Source organism: Paenibacillus sp. J22P51, from assembly GCF_059692215.1.
Genome location: NZ_JCAUAZ010000002.1, coordinates 36,282 through 58,031 on the forward strand (window position 1 = coordinate 36,282; position 21,750 = coordinate 58,031).

Consider the following 21,750-nt stretch of genomic DNA (forward strand, 5'->3'; position numbering starts at 1 on the left):
TCATGAGGTGAGACTGGTTGGTGAAAATTAACAGTAAGAAGCGAATGAGGCGGCAGGTAACCTTTCGGAAGGGAAGTAAACGAAATCTCCTTAAGAAGCCAGCACGAAGAATCATAACTAAGCGTAAGCGAGCTCTAACTAGGGTAAATAGGACAAGTGTCCATCCTGTCGGTGCGATGATCATAGCTTCCAATGCAGAAGGAACGATCGTGAATGTGCTGGAGCAGTTGAAACGTTTACCGCTTAGGGAGATTATCGTTATTGTTCACGGCTCTGTAGACCGCACGTTAGAGAAAGTTAGAAGGAATTCCCGCGCAATTATTGTTCATGATCCCAACCGAATCGAGCAAGATATCGCAAGGGCTCTGGCAGCGAGAATATCGCAGTCTGACTTCTTGCTTTTCATAGAAGGGGACCAAGTGATTAGTGCGGATGAGCTGCTTCCGTCTATTCAGAATGTTGAGATGGGAATTGAAAATGGCACATTAGCGAGGAGGCATGAACTTGCAATTAACGAGCATCATTATTCCTACGTTTAATGGTCTAGCTTTGTTGAAAGCCTGTGTCGCATCCATCCGTAAGCATACCACTGTGCCATATGAAATTATTGTTGTTGATAATGGCTCCCAAGACGGTACATTGACATACTGCCGCAATGAAAATGTCAAGCTCTTGGCGCTGCCAGCTAATCTTGGTTTTCCAGCTGCATGTAATTACGGGTTGCGTTTAGCGGAAGGTGACACCTTAATGCTCTTGAATAACGATACGATCGTAACGCCTAATTGGCTGCCCAAGCTGCTGAACTGCTTAAACAGTAGAGAAGATATTGGGATGGTAGGTCCAGTCTCTAACTATGTCAATGGCAAGCAAAAAATCCGTATCCCCTTCTCAGGGATTTCGAACATGGCCCAGATCTATAACCATGTAAATCCTGGGAAATGGCGGGAAACCAAGCGGCTGGTTGGCTTCTGTTTGTTATTTAAGCGGAACCTGTTTGAGCAGGTAGGTGTGTTGGATGAAAGATTTGCACCCGGATATTACGAAGACGATGACTTCTCCTACCGCGCACGATTAGCGGGCTATCAGCTGCTCATAGCAGGCGATTGCTTCGTTTATCATCGTGGAAGTGTTAGTTTTCGAAAAAATAGCCGTCGATCTAAGCTGCTGCTGCTGCGACGCAATCGTAAGAAATTTATTCATAAATGGGGCGTTGATCCATCCCAGTTTATTTAGACACCGTTTTACAAACAGCTGCATAACGTAGAGTGAAAAAGGTTGTAGGAGGAAGTTCCAATGGAGGAGCGGATAACGAAGATTATTTCTCAGATTGCAGCTTCACATAGCCAAATGGGACGGATACTGGAAACACATCGGCATGTGTCTTCGCAAATGGCGGCAATTACTGGAGATCTGCCGGATTCTCATCCTGAATTTGCTGGATTAGAGATGCTGCAGCAGCGGGCTTTACAATTAACCAAAAATGTTACGGCTTATTTAAATAGCCTCGCTGAATTGGAAGTAGCTATGGCGATGCAAACGGAATTGGTTATGAAGGAAATTCATCTACCTGATGAGGAATAGAGGGAATGGCCTTGGATAGAACAGATCTCTATATGCAGATGCTTGATGCGACAGCCAAGCTGCAAAATGAAATAAGTTTGATGCTGGAAGCGAGAGTTGTTGAAGCGTCGAAATCGCAAAACTGGATTTGTCAGCATATCAACGCGACAAATTTGGAGGGACATGACCATAAAATGAAAGTAACTGGCGAAATCCATGAGAGCGTCATTGACCTTATAGATGGGATAACGAAGATGGAGAATGCGCTAAATCGCCAGATGAAGGCGTTGCTTGGGAAACAGCCCTCAGGCTCAGCTTTAGGATCCGACGACGCTATGGAATTTGGCAGCCTACTTCCGTTTGGTGAGGATGGAAAACTGTGAAGGAATGGAATCGGGAACGCGTGGAGCTGCATATGTTGATCTCGCTGGCGCGGAGCCAGCGAGCATTATGCAGAATCATTGAATCTGTTGCGGATCATATGGAAGGCTCTGAACAGCTGGCCGGCCATGTCGCGGATAATCTAAAGACGATAAGTGACTATCAACGTGCCCTGATGTTGAAATTAACGAATCATAGCAGGCGTACGCGTGTTATGGGTAAGCCTGGTAAGCCTTGGATGAATAAGTGTGTGAAGCCTTAACCCCAACGTATAATTAATCCTGCGTGTGTTAATCCACCGCCAAATCCATAAAGTAACAGAGTGTCGCCGGTCTGTACTTTCCCTTCTCTTACTCCTAAATCCAGTGCAAGCGGGATGGATGCCGCGGAAGTGTTGCCGAAGTATTCAAGACTAACCAACGCTTTTTCAATCGGGATACTGCTCTTCTCACAGATGGAATCAATCATGCGCAGGTTCGCGCTATGAGGAATGAACCAATCGATGGCTGCGAGAGGCAAACCGCTTTTCTGGAGCAGCATCTCGATGCCTTGCGGTACGGTTGAAACAGCGAATCGGTACACTTCACGCCCGTTTTGGACAAGCTTCCCTTCTCCAACTAAGGGGGTTCCATTCAGCTCAGTGGCAAGTCCTGTGCGGTACACATGCTTGGCACCAGTGCCATCGGATCCCATGTGATGAGCGAGAAAGGCAGGCTGAGCTTCCTCTCTTTCAACGACAACCGCGCCAGCGCCATCGCCAAATAGTATGCAGGTGGAACGGTCGGTGTAATCGGTGATTTTGGATAAGGCGTCGCCGCCGATCACGAGGATCTTCTGATGCACACCTGCAGCAACGAGTGCACCAGCGGTGTGAAGCGCATAGGTGAAGCCGGCGCATGTCGCATTGAGATCATAGGCTCCCGCAGCCGCCATGCCGAAATGGGCTTGAACCTGACACGCGACTGGCGTGGAGGGTAAGTCTGGCGTATGCGTGGACACGATAATGAGCTCTATATCGTCGAGGGAGCTTGGGTAACGATTCAGCAGATTCTGTACAGCAGCTATACATAAATGACTAGTGAACTCATGCGCCTCGGCTATTCGGCGTTCTCGAATTCCTGTGCGCTGAACGATCCATTCATCATTCGTATCTACCATGCTGGAGAGATCCTCGTTGGTTAAAATGTGTTCAGGTACATAGGTGCCGATGGCTGAAATTCGCGCCTGCAAGGGACGAGAGAAAGGCATGAGTAACACTCCTTTTGTAATATTTAGTATCAAGTATTAGTACCAAGTACTAAAAATAGTGTAAGGTATGGGGATGATCTTTGTCAATAGGTAGAAGCGAAGCAAAGCAAAAAAGAGCTGACCCCAAGCGGATAAATCCACTGGGATCAGCTCTATTTACTTAACGAGCATTTCCAAGGTGTCTTCGTTGACGCTTTGCTTTTCTAGCATGCAAGAGCTCATAAACCGTTGGTACCATAATCAGCGTGAAGAGAGTTGCTGAAGTCAGACCGCCGATAACCACAACCGCTAAGCCTCGGGAAACGATACTTCCCTCTTCGGCTTTGGCAAGAACAAGAGGTACCATCGCGCAAATGGTTGCTACAGCTGTCATCAAGATGGGACGCATCCGCGTAGCCGCGGCTTCAAGCAAGGACTCACGAATGGTCATATGCTCTTCGTTTTGCTTTACACGGTCAATCAGGACGATGGCATTCGTGACGACGATTCCGATCAGCATTAGGAATCCGAAGATCGAGGTAACGTCGAAGGATGTTTTCGTGATCATCATACCGACAATCGCACCTACAGCCGCGAAAGGAAGGGATACCATACTCGCAATCGGTGCACGGAATGATTTGAACGTGATGACCATGATCAATAGTACGATGCCAATGGAAATGCCCATCGTCATGAACAAGTCGGCAAAATCACTGGATTGCTGAGCAGAAGCTCCGCCAACAATCAAAGCAACGCCTGCGGGAAGCTTCAAATCTTTCGTGTTTTTCGTAATTTCTGTGTTGATTTTAGATAATTTGGTTGAGTCTACGAGTGCCGTCACACGCAAGAATTGTTGACTGTTCTTATGAAGAATCGTGTTGGACTCATTGGTTTTTTCGATCTTCGCGACCGAAGTCAACGCCGCTGGACCCGTAGCTGTCATGATTTGAATATTCGAAAGGTCTGAAACGGTTGATGGATTAATCAAAGCATCTAACACGACAGGAATTTCTTTGTTCTCCAGCTTCATGGAACCAATTGGCGTTGGGTTCATCAGGGAGCGGATCGTACCTGCAATTTCCTGTGGCTTAGCAAGTGTAGGATCTACTGTAATGGCATAGCCTGGTTTCGTTACATTTTGATTACTCGTAACTTTCTCGACGCCGTCGATATCTTTAATTGCCGCAATGACATCCGCAGCAGCCTGATCTAAGCTCTTAGCGGAATCGCCTGTTAAATCAACTGTAATGGCGGAACCGCTGCTTCCATCGAAGCCTCCTCCACCTGCCTGCAAATCAGCTTCTGGATATTTCGGCTTTTGACTGACGACTTGATCGATAAAATGCTGCGTGTCCACATCCTTTTTCATGAATACTTGGAAATTAGCTATGGTAGGAGGCGCAACGCTGCCCCATTTGGCATTATCTTCGGTATTCCCTTGTTGAAGAATAAGATGGTCAACTTCACTCTGTTCTAGCATGAATTTCTCTAATTCAATTGCTTTTTCACGAACGGTCGTGATCGGTGTTTCAGGAGTGTACGAGAGACTTACAACCAATTGGCTTGCCGTGGAACCGCCAACCGCACCTTTTGGCATGACGAAGTAAAGGGCGATTGAGCCGCCGAAAAGGATAAGGGAAACTAGAATGGAGATGAATTTATGATTCAAGCTCCAAGATAAAATATTTCGAAGACTTTTCGACTCTTTATGCTCCTTTAGTTTCGTATTGCGAAGCAGCCAAGCGCTCATCACAGGTACGACGGTTAAAGCAACCAGCAAGGAAGAAAGTAACGAATACGTAACCGTTAAGGCGAAAGGAAGCAGGAACGCTTGCAACGACCCTTGCAAGAGTCCAAGCGGCAAGAATACGGCAACTGTTGTAAGGGTAGATGCGGTAATCGCTCTAGCAACCTCACGTGTAGCATCAATGATCAATTCCTTGGAGAACTCGGCCTTCTGGGTTCTTCGGAAAATATTTTCGATAACAACGATACTATCATCGACGAGTCGGCCTACAGCGACGGCGACCCCGCCTAGCGTCAAGATATTCAACGTTACGCCGGATTGGGAAAGCAGGAATAACGTTAATCCAAGTGATAAAGGAATGGAAACAATCGTAATGAACGTGGAACGAATGTTTCTTAGGAAGATTAGAATAACGATTGTTGCAAATAATGCACCTAACAACACTTCTCTCATCATGCTATTAACGGAAGTAACGACGGATTCTGCTGTGGAGTAGATGACCTCTGCAGTCGCATTCGGATACTTCGCCGCGATCTCATCTGAGATTTTATTAACTTCCTTGCTGATATCAACCGCGTTGGAGCTAGTGTCTTTCGTAACAACCAATGTTAAAGAGTCCTTGCCGTTAATACGTGTCAATGTATCTTTGTTTGCGGCTACCTCAACTGTAGCAACATCCTTCAATTTAATTCCTGGAGCTACCGTTAAATTGTTGAGTGTATTGAGATCGTCTAGGTTTCCTACAACCTTAATCGCACTCGTTTTGCCATCGATGGGTCTCTCCCCAACATTGACGGTCACATTTTGACCTTGTAGAACACCCATAAGTACTTGTGCAGGCAATTTCGCGTTAGCTAATTTATCTTTGTCCGGGTGGATGATCACTTGAGAGACCGATGTACCACCAAGCACTACGCTAGCAAGACCTCTGATTTTTTGAAACTCAGGTAATATTTTCTCTTGCGCAAGCTCGATATTTTGTTTCGTGATGCCATCTTTGAAGTTAAGGGCTACCCAGGAGAGTGGAATCATCGAGGTGTTTAAACGAATAACGAAAGGCTTCGACATGCCCGCAGGGAGAACAATCGAGGAGATCGCTTCTTGAACGCTCGCTTGCGCATCCTTCATTTTAATATCCGAATCAAATGTCATATCAATTTTCATAAAGCCGTCAGATGATGTGGAGAATACTTCCTTCTTACCCGGCACACTGGAGACAGCTTTCTCTATAGGTGTAGTTGCACTATCTAGCATGGATTTGGCATCAAAGCCTTGACCGACGACCGTAACACTAATTTGTGGGAAATCTGCACTAGGCAGGAATTCCATCGGCAATTTAAAATAACTACCGATTCCTGTTCCTAAAATTAATATCACCAAAAAAATAACTGCTGCTTTGTTGCTAAAAGCCCATTTCGTAAACCATGTCACACGTCTCGCTCCCTTTCATCATCTATCTCTTTATTTCTCTAGGTTCAAGTATAGCAATATCATTCCATTAGCGAATATGGCTAGGGTCGGGTTTCATCTCGGTCTAGAGTCTGAGAAATCCCTTAGGTATAGAATTCCATCTTCGGAATGATATATGTAAATTAGGGCCTGGATAGATAGTATTTTCATGATTTGGATAAAAGGAAATAATGAAGGAAATGCTACCCTTATCGTCCATAGTGTGACGAAGATACTGAAGATGATGGGAAGTGAAAGTAACGCATGTTACAAGGCAAAAAGAGGTTAATCTGGATAGCCCTCATCTGTGTGGTCTTGTTCAGTGCTTCCACAACGACAGTTTTTGCGTATGGCAAAGGAGCGAAAGGCCCTGATGTCTACGCGGTTCAAGGGATGCTGAAATCTCTAGGTTACTATTCGGGACCGATTACAGGCTATTATGGCAATCAAACACAAGCTGGGGTTAAAGCATTTCAAAGTAGATATGGTTTGGCAGTAACGGGAAATGTCGACGATCAAACGCTACAATCGATTCTCTGGGCTTATGGAAATCTTAAGATTCCGAAGAAGGCGACACCAACGCCAGTGCCAACACCGGCGCCGACGCCGTATACACCGAGTCCTACACCAGCACCGCAGGTTCCATCGACATCTGGATTAACTGTGGAAGAGCAGCAAATGCTCGATCTCGTAAATAAAGAGCGTACTGCTGCGGGACTCTCACCGCTTACAGCGGACTTGGAGCTCACCAAAACAGCTCGTCTCAAAAGCCAGGATATGGTGGATAACAAATATTTCTCCCATGATTCACCAACGTATGGATCCCCATTCGATATGATGGAGAAGTTCGGTATTACATACAATGCAGCCGGGGAGAACATCGCTTGTAATCAAAGTGTAACGGCGGCACACGAAGCGCTAATGAACTCGCCAGGACATAAAGCGAATATTCTGAGTAAAGATTACACGCATATTGGCATAGGCATTGTGGACGGCGGGCCGTGCGGTAAAATGTTTACACAACAGTTTATTGGCAAATAAAATAGCGATAAGGAGCTAAGCAGTGTTTGCGCTTAGCTCCTTTGTTTTTGGGAAAATAGGATGAGCTCCTAGGGGACCTTTAAGTCGAAAAAATCGATTTACGAGTGGCGAGAATGGCAATAGGAGTAGTGTAAGTCGATAAAATCGAGTTACGCGTGGCGAGAATGGCAATAGGAGTAGCGTAAGTCGATAAAATCGAGTTACGAGTGGCGAGAGTGGCAATAGGAGTAGAGTAAGTCGATAAAATCGAGTTACGAGTGGCTAGAATGGCGATAGGAGTAGCGTAAGTCGAAAAAATCGAGTTACGCGTGGCTAGAATGGCAATAGGAGTAGCGTAAGTCGAAAAAATCGAGTTACGCGTGGCGAGAATGGCAATAGGAGTAGTGTAAGTCGAAAAAATCGAGTTACGCGTGGCGACTATGGCGATAGGAGTAGCGTAAGTCGATAAAATCGACTTAATCCATCCCCCCGGGCTCCATTGGGGTCCTCCAAGTCGATAATAAATTGCAAAAAGAGTGTCCCCTGCCACAAACATGGCTTATGGGACACTCTCTTTCGCTTACGTCTATGTTTAAGTAGCCGATACAGGTTTAATCGCTTCGGTCCATTCCGTATACTTCTGAAGTGCAGCGCCTTGCTCAATCGCATGACGGGCCATGTAAATGCCTTCTTCAATGGAGCCTGCTTTTTGGGAAACCCACAAACGTACAGCACTGTTAAGTAAAACCATATTTAAGTAAGGAAGTGCTGCATCTCCACGCAAAACGGACAATGTGGTTTCGGCTTGAAGTTCAGCCGTCCATTCCACTTCTGGCACTTCAACCATCAGCTCATAAATTTCAGGATCCACAATGAATAACTCACTTGTCTGATCTTGGATGAGATAAGTTCTTGTCCGCTTATCGACGCCTAAGTCTTCGGAGCCCTCCATACCCTGCACCACGATTCCTCGAGAAACACCTAATTCAATTAGCAAATTCGTGATTTTCTCAAAAACAGTACCGTGGAATACACCGACAGCCATGAATGGAGCTTCTGTGAAGCGCAGCAGTTTTTCTGCGGTATTGAACACAGTTCGCAAACCAAGCTCTTTACGAAGCTCGCGTAGTTCACCAAGCGGCCCACACCAGCTTTCTGTTGGTGTGAACAGGAAGCCTGTTCGCGCCGCAGCGGAGATCAGTGCTTCGCGTGAAGCGCCAAGCGCATTTACGCCCATTGCTGCAAGCACATCGGACAAGGTGATGCCCCATTTGGGCGGCATGCTCGGGCTGCCATGCAGCGTTGTTGGCAAACCGCAGGCTGCGAGTACGAATGCGGTTGGCAGCGTCGCGATAAACGTGCGCGTACGACCATCATAAGGGCCGGCACAGTCCATGCTGCCAGCTATAGGATATGTGGTCACACGTTGGCGCAACGCGTTAATGAAGGCTTTGATTTCATCAGGGGATTCCATTTTAATTCGTTCTGCTACGAGAAAAGCTCCAATTTGGGCTTGTGTGGCCGTCCCGGTTAATATGAGTTCAGCTGCTTGGGCAGCTTCCTCATACGTAAGGTCTCTGGCTCCGCGTTTGCCGCGGCCTACTTCTTTTAATAGAGATATCATCGTTTGCGGCCTCCTTTGTTCTGATCCTGTAATATCTGATACACCTTGACGATGGAGGTTGCGACGTCTACCATACGCTTACGTTCATTCATAGCTTGTTTACGGAGAAAATCATAAGCTTCAGCTTCTGAGATGCCTTTGATTTCGCATAAAATTCGCTTCGCCTGATCGACCCACTTGCGTTCCTCGAGTTTGGAAAGCAGCTGTTCACGTTCTTGCTGCCATTCGGTACGTTGGAAATAATGATTGACGCCAAGAATTAATGCGGCGTGGATTTCCAGTGGACTCATCCTGGAACCGATTAAGCCATCGATACCAGCATCCATTTTACATTCATTAGAAGGAAATGTGTGTGCATCACACCACCAGAATAGGGGGAGACTCCGCACGGCAAGCAAGCGTGAACGCCAGTCTGCTACTTGATCAGGACTTACCGATAATAAGACGGCATCGACCTTAGGGATGATAAAGGAAATTTCTTTCATATTAGATGAAGAATAAATGCGGAATCCCAAATTCTTCAGGATTTCATCTGGCAAAGATTCCATTCCATGTGTATCTTCCGTTCGTATAGCATGTGACGACTCAGAGGAGGCAGCTGAGCGAGTTGGCTTAAACTCGTCGATCAGTATGAATGATTGTAACATGGGAATACCTCCATCTTGAATAGCGTTTATCTCATGACAACTACATGTTAGGTTTTGGGGCTAATTGGTATTATTATACGGCAATACTATAGCATATGCACCTAAAATTTGTCGATATGCTACATCGAAACTAATGATTAATATTTTTATGTCATGTTTATTGACATAAGTCAGTGCTCATCGTATAATCAAGTTAGAAATCGGCACAATGATGTGCCACCTAACGAAGGCAATGGCGCCTATCCCCTTACAAGTACGTAAATGGATAGGCTTTTTATGTTCACTTTTATGCAAGGAAAAAAATAATCGATCATGCCGATCACGAAGAAGTGGCGGCAGTGGCAATGAGGCCGATGAACATCCCACGATTGATGGGGTATGTTTATCGGCCTTTTCTGTTAATGTACAGTCACACAAGGTAGGATAGGAAAAAAAAGAAGGCGAAAAGCCTCACAAAAGGAGAGGGAATCCATGGTTGATCGGAAAAGTTTTATGCAAGTGGGGCACAAAGGGTCATTGTTCAGTTCATTCTTATATTTTGACATGAGCTTCATGGTATGGGTTCTACTCGGTCCGCTAGCCGTCATTCTCTCCAATGATTTCCACCTGAATGCGGCTGAGAAAGCAAACCTTGTTGCCTTGCCTACATTGGGTGGCGCAGTATTACGACTTGTGCTTGGCGTGCTGACAGACAAGATTGGTCCTAAACGAACTGGACAGATTGGGCTTGCGTTAACCTTAATCCCATTGCTCTGGGGATGGTTATTCGCTAATACGATGGGGGAAATGTACTTCGTAGCGCTTATGCTTGGTATCGCTGGAGCAAGCTTTGCAGCAGCGCTGCCGCTGGCAAGCAGCTGGTATCCGCCACAATACCAAGGTTTAGCCATGGGGATTGCTGGCGCAGGGAACAGTGGAACGATCTTCGCTACCTTATTCGCGAATCGTCTTGCTCAGCATTACGGTGATTGGCATGTGGTGTTTGGAATCGCCTTGATTCCGATTCTGATTACTTTAATTGTATTTAGTATATTGGCGAAGGATAGCCCGAATAAGCCAGCGCCTAAGACGTTGAAAGAATACGGCAAAGTACTGAAGCAAAGAGATTCTTGGTTGTTCTGTATTTTCTATAGTGTAACTTTTGGTGGCTTCGTAGGGATGGCCTCTTATCTAACCATCTTCTTCAATTCACAGTATGGACTTTCACCCGTACGTGCAGCAGATTTTACAACCTTATGTGTGATAGGGGGCAGCTTCTTCCGTCCCGTTGGTGGTTGGCTCGCTGATAAGATCGGTGGGATTCGGATGTTAATGGTGCTATACGGTGTTGTTGGATTAATGATGGCGGGTATTTCAACGCTGCCAGCACTTTCACTAACAACGGTAATGCTCTTCGTTGCCATGATGGCCTTCGGTATGGGGAATGGATCCGTATTCCAGCTCGTGCCGCAACGTTTCCGAACGGAAATTGGCGTTATGACTGGGATCGTTGGAGCAGCAGGTGGACTTGGTGGTTACTTCTTACCTAAAATCCTTGGAAACCTAAAGTTATCCACAGGCTCATTCACACCAGGCTTTCTGATTCTAAGTGGAATTGCGCTCTCCTGTATCGTGATCATCGCGGTTGTTCAAGGACAATGGAAACGTACATGGATTGGTGAAGGCGGTAAAGTAAAAGCAGCATCTACAAGCATGGATGCAGTTCAAGCATAAGCAGGCATGGGACGCCGCTGATTCTCTTCGTCAGCGGCACATCCAGTAAAGTTTTTGCTCATGCAGCTTGCTCATCAGGCTGTATGGGCAAAGACGTTACGACTAGCGTCTTTGCAGTAGATACGAAAGTATAAGTTTTATACTTTTACTTCGCATCTACCTTGGTAAACGAGTTCGTCCTTGAAGGACGACGGAGTCGTTTATCCTTGGTTCAATCGAACTGCTCAAGCTCCATATCCCAATTTGTCATTTGGGAGCTTGGCTCCTGAATGACCCCTTTTTTCACAACCACTCAAATTCGAATGAATGCCCTAGTAAATGGATGGAAGGATGATCACAATGACAATCAAAAAAGAGAAGTTAGTCCTGGTCGGAAACGGAATGGCGGGCGTAAACGCCGTTGAACATTTACTAAAGCTCACACCTGATAAATATGAGGTTACGATTTTCGGCAGTGAACCGCATCCCAACTACAATAGAATCTTGTTGTCCTATGTGCTCTCCGGCGATTCTAAAGTCGAGGACATCGTTATTCATCCCTACGAGTGGTATACGAACAATAACATTACCTTATATACGAATCAAACGGTCACGAGCATCGACACGCTCACACAAACCGTTACGAGCGATAAAGGCCTGACGGTTTCCTACGATAAATTAATTCTAGCAACCGGCTCTAATCCATTCATGATTCCTATGCCTGGTGCGGACAAAGAAGGCGTCATGGCTTACAGAACGATCCGTGATTGTGAAATCATGATTGAGTCGGCTAAAAAGTACAAAAAAGCGATTGTCATCGGCGGTGGCTTGCTAGGTTTAGAAGCAGCGCGTGGTTTCCTCAATCTCGGCATGAAAGTCGATGTCGTTCACATCGTCGATACGATCATGGAACGCCAACTCGATCGTACAGCTTCCAAAATGCTGCAAGCCGCTCTTGAGGAGCAAGGCATCAACTTCCTGCTCGAGAAGCAATCGGCAGAAATTATAGGCGACAAGCGTGTGACGGGCTTGAAGTTCAAGGACGGCTCCGTTGCTGAAGCGGATCTGATTGTTATGGCAGTAGGCATCAGGCCGAACGTAGCCCTTGCGAAAGAAGCCGGCATCGAATGCAATCCAGGAATCATCGTCAATGATTACTTGCAAACGAACGTTCCGAATGTGTACGCCGTTGGCGAATGTGCGATGCACAGAGGTATCGCCTATGGTCTGGTAGCACCGCTCTATGAGCAAGGTGCCGTGCTGGCGAAGCATTTGGCCGGCGTGGAAACGGGGCCGTATGAAGGCTCTATTTTGTACACGAAGCTCAAAGTATCTGGTGTTGACGTATTCTCTGGCGGCAAATTCGTGGATGCCGAAGGAACCAAAGCGATTCGCATTCATGATGAGTTCACGGGTGTTTATAAGAAAGTCGTGATTCAAGACAATAAAATTATCGGAGCCGTGCTCTTTGGCGATACAGCTGACGGTACGAGACTCATGCAAATGATTCGGGAAGAAACAGATATTAGTGGCATGGCGAAAACAGCTATTCTCACGGATGGTTCAAGTGGCGGCGGGGGAGCTGCTTCCGGTGTTGCTGATATGAAGGATGACGCGATTATTTGCGGATGTAACGGTGTAACGAAAGGGACGATTTGTTCGGCCATTAAGGATCAAGGCTTAACAACGGTAGATGAAGTGAAAAACTGTACGACTGCTTCTCGCTCTTGCGGTGGCTGTAAACCGTTAGTTAGTGATCTACTAGCCTTTACCTTAGGAGCTTCTTATGATAAAAATGCTGCGAAAGAAACGATCTGTGGTTGTACGACACATACGCGTGACGAAGTGGTTACCGCTATTCGTGAAAAAGGATTGTCCCACGTTCGTGAAGTAATGAATGTTCTTGAATGGAAAAATGAAGAAGGCTGCTCCAAATGTCGTCCAGCATTGAATTATTATTTGGGCATGATCAGCCCTGCAACCTATAAAGATGACAGCACATCTCGATTCGTCAACGAGCGTATGCATGCCAATATTCAAAAGGATGGTACGTATTCCGTTGTTCCACGGATATATGGCGGTGTTACGAATCCAACGGAGCTCAAGCGCATTGCAGAGGTTGCTGAACAATTCAACGTACCAACGGTGAAATTCACCGGAGGACAACGTCTCGACTTGCTAGGTGTGAAAAAAGAAGACTTGACCGCGATGTGGGAAGCTCTTGATATGCCATCGGGGTACGCCTACGGGAAAGCCTTGCGGACGGTCAAAACATGTGTCGGCGAAACCTTCTGCCGCTTCGGTACTGGGGATGCGATGGGTGTCGGTATCGAACTGGAGAAACGGTTTGAGCGGCTGAATACGCCAGCCAAAGTGAAGCTTGCTGTATCTGGTTGTCCGCGCAATTGTGCTGAATCAGGGATTAAAGATTTAGGTGTCGTCTCTGTCGATGGTGGCTGGGAGCTGTATGCTGGAGGTAACGGTGGCGTCAAGGTTCGTGTTGGCGATCTGCTAAGCACAGTCAAAACGGAACAAGAGATTATCGAATATACCGAAGCGTATTTGCAATATTACCGTGAGACCGGGAAATATGGTGAGCGCACGAGTGAGTGGGTGCACCGTCTAGGCATCGAACATATCCGTGATGTTGTTGAGAATGAAGCTGAGCGTAAACAATTGTGTGAACGTATGGACCTGGCGCTTTCAGTTACCAAAGATCCATGGAAACAAGCCATTGATAGCAAGAAAATCCAACGTGATCTCTATGAGGTTGTTGAGCTGAAGTAGAAGTAGAGAGATAAAACGGGAGGAGCAGAGAAGATGATAACACAAAATGAGCAAATGATTTGGGTGCAAGCCGTTTCCTACGACGAATTAGCAATTAATACGGGGAAGACGATTCGATATCAAGGAGAAGAGGTTGCCCTGTTCAAATTGAAAAGCGGAAAGCTTCAAGCGATTCAGAATCGTTGTCCGCATAAAGAAGGCGTTCTTGCAGAAGGCATTGTCTGTGATGACCATGTGTTCTGCCCCATGCATGATCGCAAGATCCATTTGCCTTCCGGACTCGTGCAAGCTCCTGATACTGGCTGTGTGAAAACGTACCTCACCAAAGTGGATGATGGAACGGTCTACATTGGGTTTCCGAAGGCTAAGGAAATGGCGAGTTAATTCTTTTTCCTTCTATATAAAGAGATTGATCAGCGGGGGGTGGGGTGCGTGAAAGAGGTACTAGTCACATTATCGGATGAACAGCCCTCCTCCCATTGTTGCTTTTGCAGTATGCAGTGTGGATTGGAGATCTTACCAAGTGAGAAGACAGAAGGGCTCACGATTAAACCGAGCGCGAATTTCCCTGTTGCGACAGGCCGACTATGTCAGAAGGGTTTAAACGCATTGGAGCATGTCGTTCATTCGGAACGCATTCTGGAGCCGCTTCATAGGGAGATAGCTAGAGTAGGTCAGTGGCAGCCAGTGTCTTGGACGCATGCGTATTCGGATATTGCGAAGAGGATTCAAGCTTTGCAGGCTGAACATGGGCGGGATGCCATCGGTGTCTATGGTGGCGGCTCCTTAACGAATGAAGTAAGTTACTTACTTGGTAAGTTTACGCGAGTGGCTCTGAGGTCAAAATATATTGATTATAATGGCCGTTATTGTATGTCGTCGGCTGCTGCGGCGAGTAATCAAGCGTTTGGTATCGATCGTGGGATGACGATGCCGTTATCGGAAATTCCCAATGCAAAATATATCATTCTAGCTGGCACGAATATTGCGGAGTGCCAACCTACGATGATGCCCTATCTATTAGAAGCAAAGAAAAAAGGCGCAGTGATCGTCACGATCGATCCTCGCAATACGATGACCTCTAAAACGGCGGATATTCATGTTCGTCTGCAGCCAGGCTTCGACTCTGTCTTCATTAATGGGCTCCTTCATGTGATGATTGCAGAGAACCTCGTTGATCAGAAGTTCATTCAAACACGTACATCTGGTTTCGAACAAGTGAAAGAAGCTGTCAAATCGTTCACACCGGCTCGCGTTGAGTATTTAACTGGCGTACTTGAAGCCGTGATTCGTACAATTGCACGTGGCTTCGCGAAAGCCGAGACGGGTATCGTGCTAACAGCAAGAGGTTTGGAGCAGCAAGTGAATGGCGTTGAGAACACACTCAATTACATTAATTTGACGCTGCTCACGGGTAAAATAGGACGTTCTGGCTGTGGCTATGGAGCAGTGACCGGTCAAGCGAATGGTCAAGGAGGTCGCGAGCATGGGCAAAAAGCCGACCAGCTCCCAGGCTACCGTTTGATCGAAGATCCTGCTGCACGTGAGTATGTGGCGAAGGTATGGGGGATCGATCCAAGCGAGCTGCCGGGTAAGGGCGTCTCCGCCTATGAGCTGCTGCAGAAAATTGATGAAGGTGAAATTAAGGCTTTGATCGTGTTAGGATCCAATCCGCTCGTTTCCAGTCCGAATAACCGCATGGTCGAGCGTGCCTTGCAAAAGCTAGAGTTACTCGTGGTTGTGGACATGTTCGAAACCGAAACGGCACGTTATGCGCATTATATTCTTCCTTCATCCTCCTTCGCTGAGGCGGAAGGGACCATGACCAACCTCGAGGGACGCGTGTTCCATCGGAGGAAGGCTATGGAGCTTCCGGGGAAGTGTAAGCTCGACTATCAAATCATCAGTGAACTAGCTGAAGCTTTAGGAAGGGGCGCTTACTTTCAATATGCGGGTATTGAAGAGGTGTTTCGCGAACTAGCTGCAGCAACCGCAGGTGGCAAAGCCGATTATAGCGGTATCACCTATGAGCGATTGCATAAGGAGAAAGGAATCTTCTGGCCTTGTGGGGCGGCTGACCATCCAGGAACACCGCAATTATTCCAAGATCATTTCCATCATGCGGATGGGAAAGCCAAACTATTCGGCATCCAGCCTAAAATGCCTGCGGAGCCCATTGATACCGAGTATCCTTTCGTGCTGACAACCGGCCGTCTGGCCAACCATTACTTGAGCGGTGCACAAACGCGCCGAACTGAAGCTCTAAATAAAAAGGCACCCGTTCCGGTTGCCGAGATTCATCCTTCTTTGGCCAAACGTATTGGCCTAAGTATGGAGCAGAAGATCCGGATCACAAGTCGTCGTGGTTCACTTGTATTTCAAGTCAAGGTCACTGAGGGCATTCAGCCTCGAACCGTCTTCGTTCCTTTCCATTGGGGCGACGAGCATTCGATCAACGTGTTGACGAATGATGCCTTGGATCCAACGAGCCGTATGCCGGAGTTTAAAATTTGTGCCGTGCAGGTTGAGCGAGTGGAATAGATGAAATGAAGTGTAACAGTCCAGTTGGAGACACCAACGGGACTGTTTGTTGTTTTCCGAAGCCGACCTCCGCCTCGGCGCCTCTAATCTTATCTACATTGGATAAATCCAATGAGTTGCTCTAAAAATTAGCCGATAAATGAGTTTGATTGGAAAAATCCACTTTAACTCATCTTATATACGCTTTGATAAGTGATTTTGAGCTTTCTGAATGGAAAAATCCAATGAAATCAGAAATTGTTGCCAATTTTGAGGAGATACACTGTATTTATCCAATAGAGTTAAGTTGTAGCTTTGATAACAATAGTAGTGGTACACTATTTGTAAATATTATACAACAGTCATAGGAGAGAGATAACTTGGAAGAAATAACAACTATTAAGAGAATTGCATAATAACAATTTTGCGAAGGCAGAAAGCGTTCTGATCGAAGATCATAACCTGGAAATCGCGATTAGAGATTAGATTTGTTAGTGAGGCCATTGGCGCAGATGTAGACTGGGATGAAATGAGTCAGAGAATTTTAATTAAAAGCCAATAAAGCTGCTTATATACGTGAGTGAGGACTGGTGTATAATGCAGTCCTCTTTTTTGTGTAAGGCGTTACATTCAGAGTGGCTGATACAAACATAAAAGCCCCCGTTTCCCTCCGAAGGAGGGTGGGTGGCTTACATGGATCCCTTTGCTGACGGAATCAGATCTTTAATTCCCCAAGCTTAATCAGTTCTACAACCGCTTGTGAACGACCCTTTACGTTCAGCTTTTGCATGACGTTCGATATATGATTCCTCACAGTCTTTTCACTTATGAAAAGCTGCTGTGCGATATCTTTTGTCGTTTTGTCCTGCACTAAGAGTTCGAATACTTCGCGTTCGCGGTTCGTAAGTAAAAATTTGTTTTTGTGGTCGCTGCCCATGGATGTGTGTCACCCCTCCTTGCTCGGGTATTGGGAATTACAAGGTTAAGGGATACAGTCAAAATTAGTTTATGAAGGGCTGTTGTCAATGGTGCGGTATCTAAGAAAAATAGGCGGAATGTATTTTGAGTTTCGAGGCGAGGCGTGGTAAGCTGAATTGAGGTGTATTCGAAACCGAGAGGGGCTGCTACGGATGTTCAGGCGTGATTATTTGATGCGACAGATTGAACAATTGACGGTGGTGCTGCATCGGATTCTTTTTAATAAGGAACATATCCCGATTGAAGATGCGCAGAGACAACTAGATGAAGTAAGTCGGCATTTACTGGGGTTGAATATTCGCTCGCTGCAGTCTTTGTCCAGTAAGGATATTCTTGAATTGCTCTCCTACCAAGGGAGCATTGATACGGCAAAAGCACTAGTGATCAGTGATATGTTTGTGGGGCAAGGTGATCTGCTGCTCCAGCATGAGGAGAAAGGGGAGTCTTATTGGGCCTACCTGAAGTCTTTAGATCTACTTTTGCATTTGTCACTCTCGGAGGAAGTTGAGCCCAAGGATGAAGTTAATCAGGAAATTGCCGCTCGAATGGTTGTAAGTTTGGTTCATCTTCAAGGCTGGGAAATCCCAGAAGGGATGCAGAGGCTGCTTTTTTCACATTATGAGAAGATGGGTAATTATGCGAAGGCTGAAGATGTTTTATTTCATTATATGGAGGACCATCCTGAGAAGTCAGAGCTGCCGATGCAGGGCGTTCATTTTTACGAAAAGCTCTTGCAGGTAGAGGACGAGCATTTGATGTTGGGTAATTTTAGCAAGGAAGAAGCGATTGAGGGGTTGCGGATTATGAAACAGAGACTGCTCTTATAACATTTAATTCGTCGTATTTTAATCACATAGTTGAAGGTGTTGACAAGATGGCTTGGTATCAAGAAAGTTTTGGGAATGATTATCTGTTGGTTTATAAACATAGAGACATGCAGGGCGCTTATCATGAAGTGAAAAAAATGGTGAATTGGTTAGGGCTGGAGCATGGGGCTCGTCTTTTGGACCTCTGTTGTGGGATGGGGCGGCATTCCATGGCGCTTTCGGAGTTCGGTTATACGGTCACGGGTGTGGATTTATCGAAGGTACTGCTGCAGGAAGCGATCAAGCAAGGTGGAGAAGGGCATGTGACATGGATTCACGGGGATATGCGGGATGTGCCGCTAAGCGAGCCGTTTGATGCGGTTGTGAATTTGTTTACGTCTTTTGGTTATTTTGATGAAGATGAGCAGAATGAGAAAGTGCTGCATGAAATGCATCGGCTGTTAAAAAAGGAAGGTCGTTTCATTATCGATTTTCTGAATCCAGTCTTCGTGAAGGCGAACTTGGTTCTGCAGTCAGACAGAAAGGCAGATGATCTGACCATTCGCGAGACGAGAGCCATCGAAGATGGCTGTGTGCGCAAACGGATCGTGATCTCGCAAGAGGGGGAGCCTGATCGCCATTATTTGGAGCAGGTGAAGTTGTATGAGCGTCCGGTGTTCGAAGCCATGCTGCAAAAAGCCGGTCTACATATCGATCATGTCTATGGCGACTACGAAGGCCGGACTTATTCGCCTGAATCTTCGAGTCGGATGATTTTTGTTGGGCATAAGGAAGGATGACAACTCGGATATGAACGTCGTGACTGTACATACAGATGAAATTACACAAGTAAAGGTGCCGTTGCCATTTCCTTTGCGATGGGTGAATGCCTACTTAATTCGCGGCAGCCGCGGATATACCGTTATCGATCCGGGTCTGCACACCCCGGAAGCGGAGGCGCTCTGGCTGCAGGTGCTGCAGGAGCAAGGGATTTCGTTCGAGCACGTGGAACAAATCGTGCTCACCCACCACCATCCCGACCACTACGGGATGGCCGGTTGGTTCCAGGAGCGCACGGGCGCGCCGGTTCTCCTATCGGAGACCGGATACGCGCAGGTGCAGCTCCTGTGGGGCCAGGAGCTGCCGATGTCACCGCTGCTCCTCGAGCTTTTTGCCCGGCACGGCTTCCCCAAAGCCGGGCTGGAAGAGATGACGAAGCACATGGTGAGCTTCGTCGAGTTGGTTTCCCCGCAGCCGCAGGTTACCCTGCTGCGGGAAGGGCCTGTGCGCCTCGGCGACCGCGTCTATGAAGCCATCGAGACCCCCGGCCATGCCGCGGGTCATCTCGTCTTCTACGACGCTGAGGCGCAGGTGATCTTTTGCGGCGACCATGTCCTGCCGCAAATATCGCCGAACGTTTCCTTCCTCCCGCAGGTGGAAGAAAACCCGCTCGGCGCGTACTTGAGCAGCCTGCAGGAGATCGGCAGGCTGCCGGTTGTGATGGCTTACCCGGGGCACCGGGAGCCATGGCAGGGCTTTGGCGCACGCGCAGAGGAGCTCGTGCGCCATCACCATGAGCGGCTTGCGCTCATGGAAGGGCAACTTAGCGCGCCGATGAGCGCTTACGAGGTGTGCCGGGCGACGTTCGGCGACCGGTTGAGCATTCACCAAATGCGATTCGCGCTGTCGGAGACGATCGCACACTTGATCCTGCTGGAGGCTGAAGGCCGCATCCGGCAGGTGGATCCGCAGGCAGATCGCGTGTACTACGTCGCGACATCCATATAAGAAAAACCCTCCAACAATTGATTTGTTGGAGGGTTTTTCTGTGATTCAGGAACCTAGATCCCCTATTTGCCCCGAAACAGTCCTTTTCCACCAATTAGCGGAACCTAGATCCCTTATTTCTCCGAATACAGCTCCGAAAAGCCGTTTTTCAACCAAATAGCGTCCCTGAGTTCCGCAAGATCAACGCTACCCCTAATTTAGACGAAATAGCGTCCCTAAGTTCCGCTAAATGTGTCTCGTAGCAACAGTGGCAGACACCACAAGCTACTTCAACGGCTTACTATAAGTAGGCGTATGATTATGCGCCAACCGTCCGCAAGCTGCGGCCACAATACCGCATACCATATCATCGATGAATGTATTGCATTTGCCATCCGCGTGATCACTATCGAGCTGCTCGATAATACCGATTTTTGCTTTATCCAGATACCCGAAATTCGTCAATGCAATGGTCCCATACATGAGGGGAACAGCGGTTGCGATGCTTTCATCTACGCCGAAAAGACCTTCGTCTTTCCCGACAATGTGATTGTATTGTGGATTGAATTCTTTGGCCTCGACGGCTGTATCAATTTTTATCGCGAGCTGAAGTGCATGGAAGGTTTGCTGCTTGCGCAGTACAGCTAGAATATGTTCCTCGCAGAGGCTGCGCGGCATATCTGGATTGTATGGACGCTGCAGCTGATCGAGGATATCTACCATATCATCCAGAAGTACCCCGCGAGCCTCCAGCATTTGTAGATTGCGTTTGGTGTAATCAACTTTCACATTGTCCGAAATAATCACACTGGCCGTTGACGCGACAATCGCACAAATCCCCTTGGAGATGAAGGATTTAGGTCGTTTCGTCGGAAAAAAGAAACGGAATTTGCAGTCGATGAAGCCGAAGAGGGATATTGCGCCGCTTCCGTACAAACCGCAGATCGACATCGCAATGGTGCGATGGACGTTGTACGCAGGATCTTTCATACTGGCTAGCAGCTCAGCATCATGTTTCACTTTTTTCTGAAGCTCCATCAGGGTAGACATGACGTTGAACGTTTCTGTTTTACTTAATACCCCTAGTAGGGTGGTTGTGATCAACTCGGTGGGGATTTTCTTAATGCCTTTTATTTCAACTAACAATCTAGCGACGGCTTCCTCGATGATGGCTTGGGGATAATGACTGAAAACTTCATCGCGAAATTCATTGAATATAAGGGTTTTTTCCTTCAAAAATGTTCTCATAACAAGCACCTCCTTGTTCAAATCTCAGAAAGGATATGTTGCACTTGATAATTAGGCGATATTTCTAAATAAACACTGTGATACGTCCTAAGAGGATGACTTGGCGTTTATTTTGGGTTCATGCTGGTTTCAGTATAGCATATGAGTCTGAATTGACGAAAATTGGTTGCTTTTACGCTTGAATCGCACTTTACTTCGAAATCTCTCTTTTTTACGAAAGATGGACAAAAAGTAGTTATAAATCGGACAAAGCCTCGTATACATAATAATACGAAAAAGCATCGTACAGGCCATGCG

At 46.8% G+C, this 21,750-nt stretch carries 19 protein-coding genes; 13 read left to right on the forward strand and 6 right to left on the reverse strand.

Translation table 11 applies throughout. The features are described 5' to 3' along the window. The first annotated feature begins 20 nt into the window (after positions 1–20). From AC58QC_RS04960 to AC58QC_RS04980, 5 genes are read left to right on the forward strand one after another with little or no spacing between them, the layout of a single operon-like run. On the forward strand, positions 21–539 hold the full coding sequence (locus AC58QC_RS04960; protein ID WP_497414103.1) for a glycosyltransferase: 519 nt from the start codon (positions 21–23) through the stop codon (positions 537–539). Further along, positions 499–1,233 carry a glycosyltransferase family 2 protein gene (locus tag AC58QC_RS04965; RefSeq protein ID WP_497414104.1) on the forward strand — a complete coding sequence of 245 codons (735 nt, stop codon included), beginning with the start codon at positions 499–501 and terminating at the stop codon, positions 1,231–1,233. The genes AC58QC_RS04960 and AC58QC_RS04965 overlap by 41 nt, the downstream gene beginning before the upstream one ends. Positions 1,234–1,293: 60 nt before the next feature. Further along, positions 1,294–1,581: a nucleoside-diphosphate sugar epimerase gene (locus tag AC58QC_RS04970; protein WP_497414105.1), complete on the forward strand. Its 288-nt coding sequence runs from the start codon at positions 1,294–1,296 to the stop codon at positions 1,579–1,581. Positions 1,582–1,586: 5 nt separating this feature from the next. Beyond that, positions 1,587–1,943: an alpha-helical endospore appendage domain-containing protein gene (locus AC58QC_RS04975; protein ID WP_497414106.1), complete on the forward strand. Its 357-nt coding sequence runs from the start codon at positions 1,587–1,589 to the stop codon at positions 1,941–1,943. Next, positions 1,940–2,203 carry a hypothetical protein gene (locus tag AC58QC_RS04980; protein ID WP_497414107.1) on the forward strand — a complete coding sequence of 88 codons (264 nt, stop codon included), beginning with the start codon at positions 1,940–1,942 and terminating at the stop codon, positions 2,201–2,203. Before AC58QC_RS04975 ends, AC58QC_RS04980 begins: the two co-directional genes overlap by 4 nt. On the opposite strand, the gene AC58QC_RS04985 is transcribed toward AC58QC_RS04980, so the two are convergent. Beyond that, on the reverse strand, positions 2,200–3,189 hold the full coding sequence (locus tag AC58QC_RS04985; RefSeq protein ID WP_497414108.1) for a ketoacyl-ACP synthase III: 990 nt from the start codon (positions 3,187–3,189) through the stop codon (positions 2,200–2,202). The genes AC58QC_RS04980 and AC58QC_RS04985 overlap by 4 nt on opposite strands. 160 nt (positions 3,190–3,349) lie before the next feature. Then, the gene (locus AC58QC_RS04990) at positions 3,350–6,346 is read right to left on the reverse strand and encodes an efflux RND transporter permease subunit (protein WP_497414109.1); all 2,997 of its coding nucleotides are present in this window, start codon (positions 6,344–6,346) and stop codon (positions 3,350–3,352) included. A gap of 282 nt (positions 6,347–6,628) precedes the next feature. Between AC58QC_RS04990 and AC58QC_RS04995 the strand changes: the two genes are divergently transcribed. Then, on the forward strand, positions 6,629–7,405 hold the full coding sequence (locus tag AC58QC_RS04995) for a peptidoglycan-binding protein (protein WP_497414110.1): 777 nt from the start codon (positions 6,629–6,631) through the stop codon (positions 7,403–7,405). Positions 7,406–7,976: 571 nt separating this feature from the next. On the opposite strand, the gene AC58QC_RS05000 is transcribed toward AC58QC_RS04995, so the two are convergent. Beyond that, positions 7,977–9,008 (reverse strand): anthranilate phosphoribosyltransferase, encoded by a 1,032-nt coding sequence (locus tag AC58QC_RS05000; protein WP_497414111.1) that lies wholly within the window; start codon positions 9,006–9,008, stop codon positions 7,977–7,979. Continuing rightward, entirely contained in the window at positions 9,005–9,655 is a 651-nt protein-coding gene (locus tag AC58QC_RS05005) for an ANTAR domain-containing response regulator (RefSeq protein ID WP_497414112.1), read from the reverse strand. The genes AC58QC_RS05000 and AC58QC_RS05005 overlap by 4 nt, the downstream gene beginning before the upstream one ends. A 471-nt stretch (positions 9,656–10,126) precedes the next feature. Between AC58QC_RS05005 and AC58QC_RS05010 the strand changes: the two genes are divergently transcribed. The 4 genes from AC58QC_RS05010 to AC58QC_RS05025 all read left to right on the forward strand — a co-directional run bounded on the left by AC58QC_RS05010 (position 10,127) and on the right by AC58QC_RS05025 (position 16,675). Beyond that, positions 10,127–11,368 (forward strand): nitrate/nitrite transporter, encoded by a 1,242-nt coding sequence (locus AC58QC_RS05010; RefSeq protein WP_497414113.1) that lies wholly within the window; start codon positions 10,127–10,129, stop codon positions 11,366–11,368. Between the two features lie 345 nt (positions 11,369–11,713). Next, on the forward strand, positions 11,714–14,134 hold the full coding sequence (gene nirB, locus AC58QC_RS05015) for a nitrite reductase large subunit NirB (protein WP_497414672.1): 2,421 nt from the start codon (positions 11,714–11,716) through the stop codon (positions 14,132–14,134). A 33-nt stretch (positions 14,135–14,167) separates the two neighbouring features. Beyond that, positions 14,168–14,518, forward strand: coding sequence for a nitrite reductase small subunit NirD (gene nirD, locus AC58QC_RS05020; RefSeq protein WP_497414114.1), 351 nt, complete (start codon positions 14,168–14,170; stop codon positions 14,516–14,518). Between the two features lie 48 nt (positions 14,519–14,566). After that, positions 14,567–16,675: a molybdopterin oxidoreductase family protein gene (locus AC58QC_RS05025; RefSeq protein WP_497414115.1), complete on the forward strand. Its 2,109-nt coding sequence runs from the start codon at positions 14,567–14,569 to the stop codon at positions 16,673–16,675. Positions 16,676–17,369: 694 nt separating this feature from the next. Here AC58QC_RS05025 and AC58QC_RS05030 read toward each other — a convergent pair. Further along, the gene (locus AC58QC_RS05030) at positions 17,370–17,591 is read right to left on the reverse strand and encodes a helix-turn-helix domain-containing protein (RefSeq protein WP_028556998.1); all 222 of its coding nucleotides are present in this window, start codon (positions 17,589–17,591) and stop codon (positions 17,370–17,372) included. 193 nt (positions 17,592–17,784) lie between these two features. On the opposite strand from AC58QC_RS05030, the gene AC58QC_RS05035 reads away from it, so the two are divergent. From AC58QC_RS05035 to AC58QC_RS05045, 3 genes are read left to right on the forward strand one after another with little or no spacing between them, the layout of a single operon-like run. Beyond that, on the forward strand, positions 17,785–18,459 hold the full coding sequence (locus AC58QC_RS05035) for a DUF6483 family protein (protein ID WP_497414116.1): 675 nt from the start codon (positions 17,785–17,787) through the stop codon (positions 18,457–18,459). 47 nt (positions 18,460–18,506) lie between these two features. After that, a complete protein-coding gene (locus AC58QC_RS05040) occupies positions 18,507–19,238 on the forward strand; it encodes a class I SAM-dependent methyltransferase (RefSeq protein ID WP_497414117.1) in 732 nt (243 codons plus the stop codon). A gap of 10 nt (positions 19,239–19,248) precedes the next feature. Beyond that, positions 19,249–20,226, forward strand: a complete 978-nt coding sequence (locus tag AC58QC_RS05045; RefSeq protein ID WP_497414118.1) for an MBL fold metallo-hydrolase — start codon at positions 19,249–19,251, stop codon at positions 20,224–20,226. Between the two features lie 264 nt (positions 20,227–20,490). Here AC58QC_RS05045 and AC58QC_RS05050 read toward each other — a convergent pair whose 3' ends face one another. Continuing rightward, positions 20,491–21,453: a phosphatidylglycerophosphatase A family protein gene (locus AC58QC_RS05050; protein ID WP_497414119.1), complete on the reverse strand. Its 963-nt coding sequence runs from the start codon at positions 21,451–21,453 to the stop codon at positions 20,491–20,493. Positions 21,454–21,750: the final 297 nt, after the last annotated feature.

What these genes read in the sequence shown, in the direction of transcription:
- AC58QC_RS04965 (WP_497414104.1), top strand. Translation starts at nt 499, where the DNA reads ATGAACTTGCAATTAACGAGCATCATTATTCCTACGTTTAATGGTCTA.
- AC58QC_RS04970 (WP_497414105.1), top strand. Translation starts at nt 1,294, where the DNA reads ATGGAGGAGCGGATAACGAAGATTATTTCTCAGATTGCAGCTTCACAT.
- AC58QC_RS04975 (WP_497414106.1), top strand. Translation starts at nt 1,587, where the DNA reads ATGGCCTTGGATAGAACAGATCTCTATATGCAGATGCTTGATGCGACA.
- AC58QC_RS04985 (WP_497414108.1), bottom strand. Translation starts at nt 3,189, where the DNA reads ATGCCTTTCTCTCGTCCCTTGCAGGCGCGAATTTCAGCCATCGGCACC.
- AC58QC_RS04995 (WP_497414110.1), top strand. Translation starts at nt 6,629, where the DNA reads ATGTTACAAGGCAAAAAGAGGTTAATCTGGATAGCCCTCATCTGTGTG.
- AC58QC_RS05000 (WP_497414111.1), bottom strand. Translation starts at nt 9,008, where the DNA reads ATGATATCTCTATTAAAAGAAGTAGGCCGCGGCAAACGCGGAGCCAGA.
- AC58QC_RS05005 (WP_497414112.1), bottom strand. Translation starts at nt 9,655, where the DNA reads ATGTTACAATCATTCATACTGATCGACGAGTTTAAGCCAACTCGCTCA.
- AC58QC_RS05010 (WP_497414113.1), top strand. Translation starts at nt 10,127, where the DNA reads ATGGTTGATCGGAAAAGTTTTATGCAAGTGGGGCACAAAGGGTCATTG.
- nirD (WP_497414114.1), top strand. Translation starts at nt 14,168, where the DNA reads ATGATAACACAAAATGAGCAAATGATTTGGGTGCAAGCCGTTTCCTAC.
- AC58QC_RS05030 (WP_028556998.1), bottom strand. Translation starts at nt 17,591, where the DNA reads ATGGGCAGCGACCACAAAAACAAATTTTTACTTACGAACCGCGAACGC.
- AC58QC_RS05035 (WP_497414116.1), top strand. Translation starts at nt 17,785, where the DNA reads ATGTTCAGGCGTGATTATTTGATGCGACAGATTGAACAATTGACGGTG.
- AC58QC_RS05040 (WP_497414117.1), top strand. Translation starts at nt 18,507, where the DNA reads ATGGCTTGGTATCAAGAAAGTTTTGGGAATGATTATCTGTTGGTTTAT.
- AC58QC_RS05045 (WP_497414118.1), top strand. Translation starts at nt 19,249, where the DNA reads ATGAACGTCGTGACTGTACATACAGATGAAATTACACAAGTAAAGGTG.
- AC58QC_RS05050 (WP_497414119.1), bottom strand. Translation starts at nt 21,453, where the DNA reads ATGAGAACATTTTTGAAGGAAAAAACCCTTATATTCAATGAATTTCGC.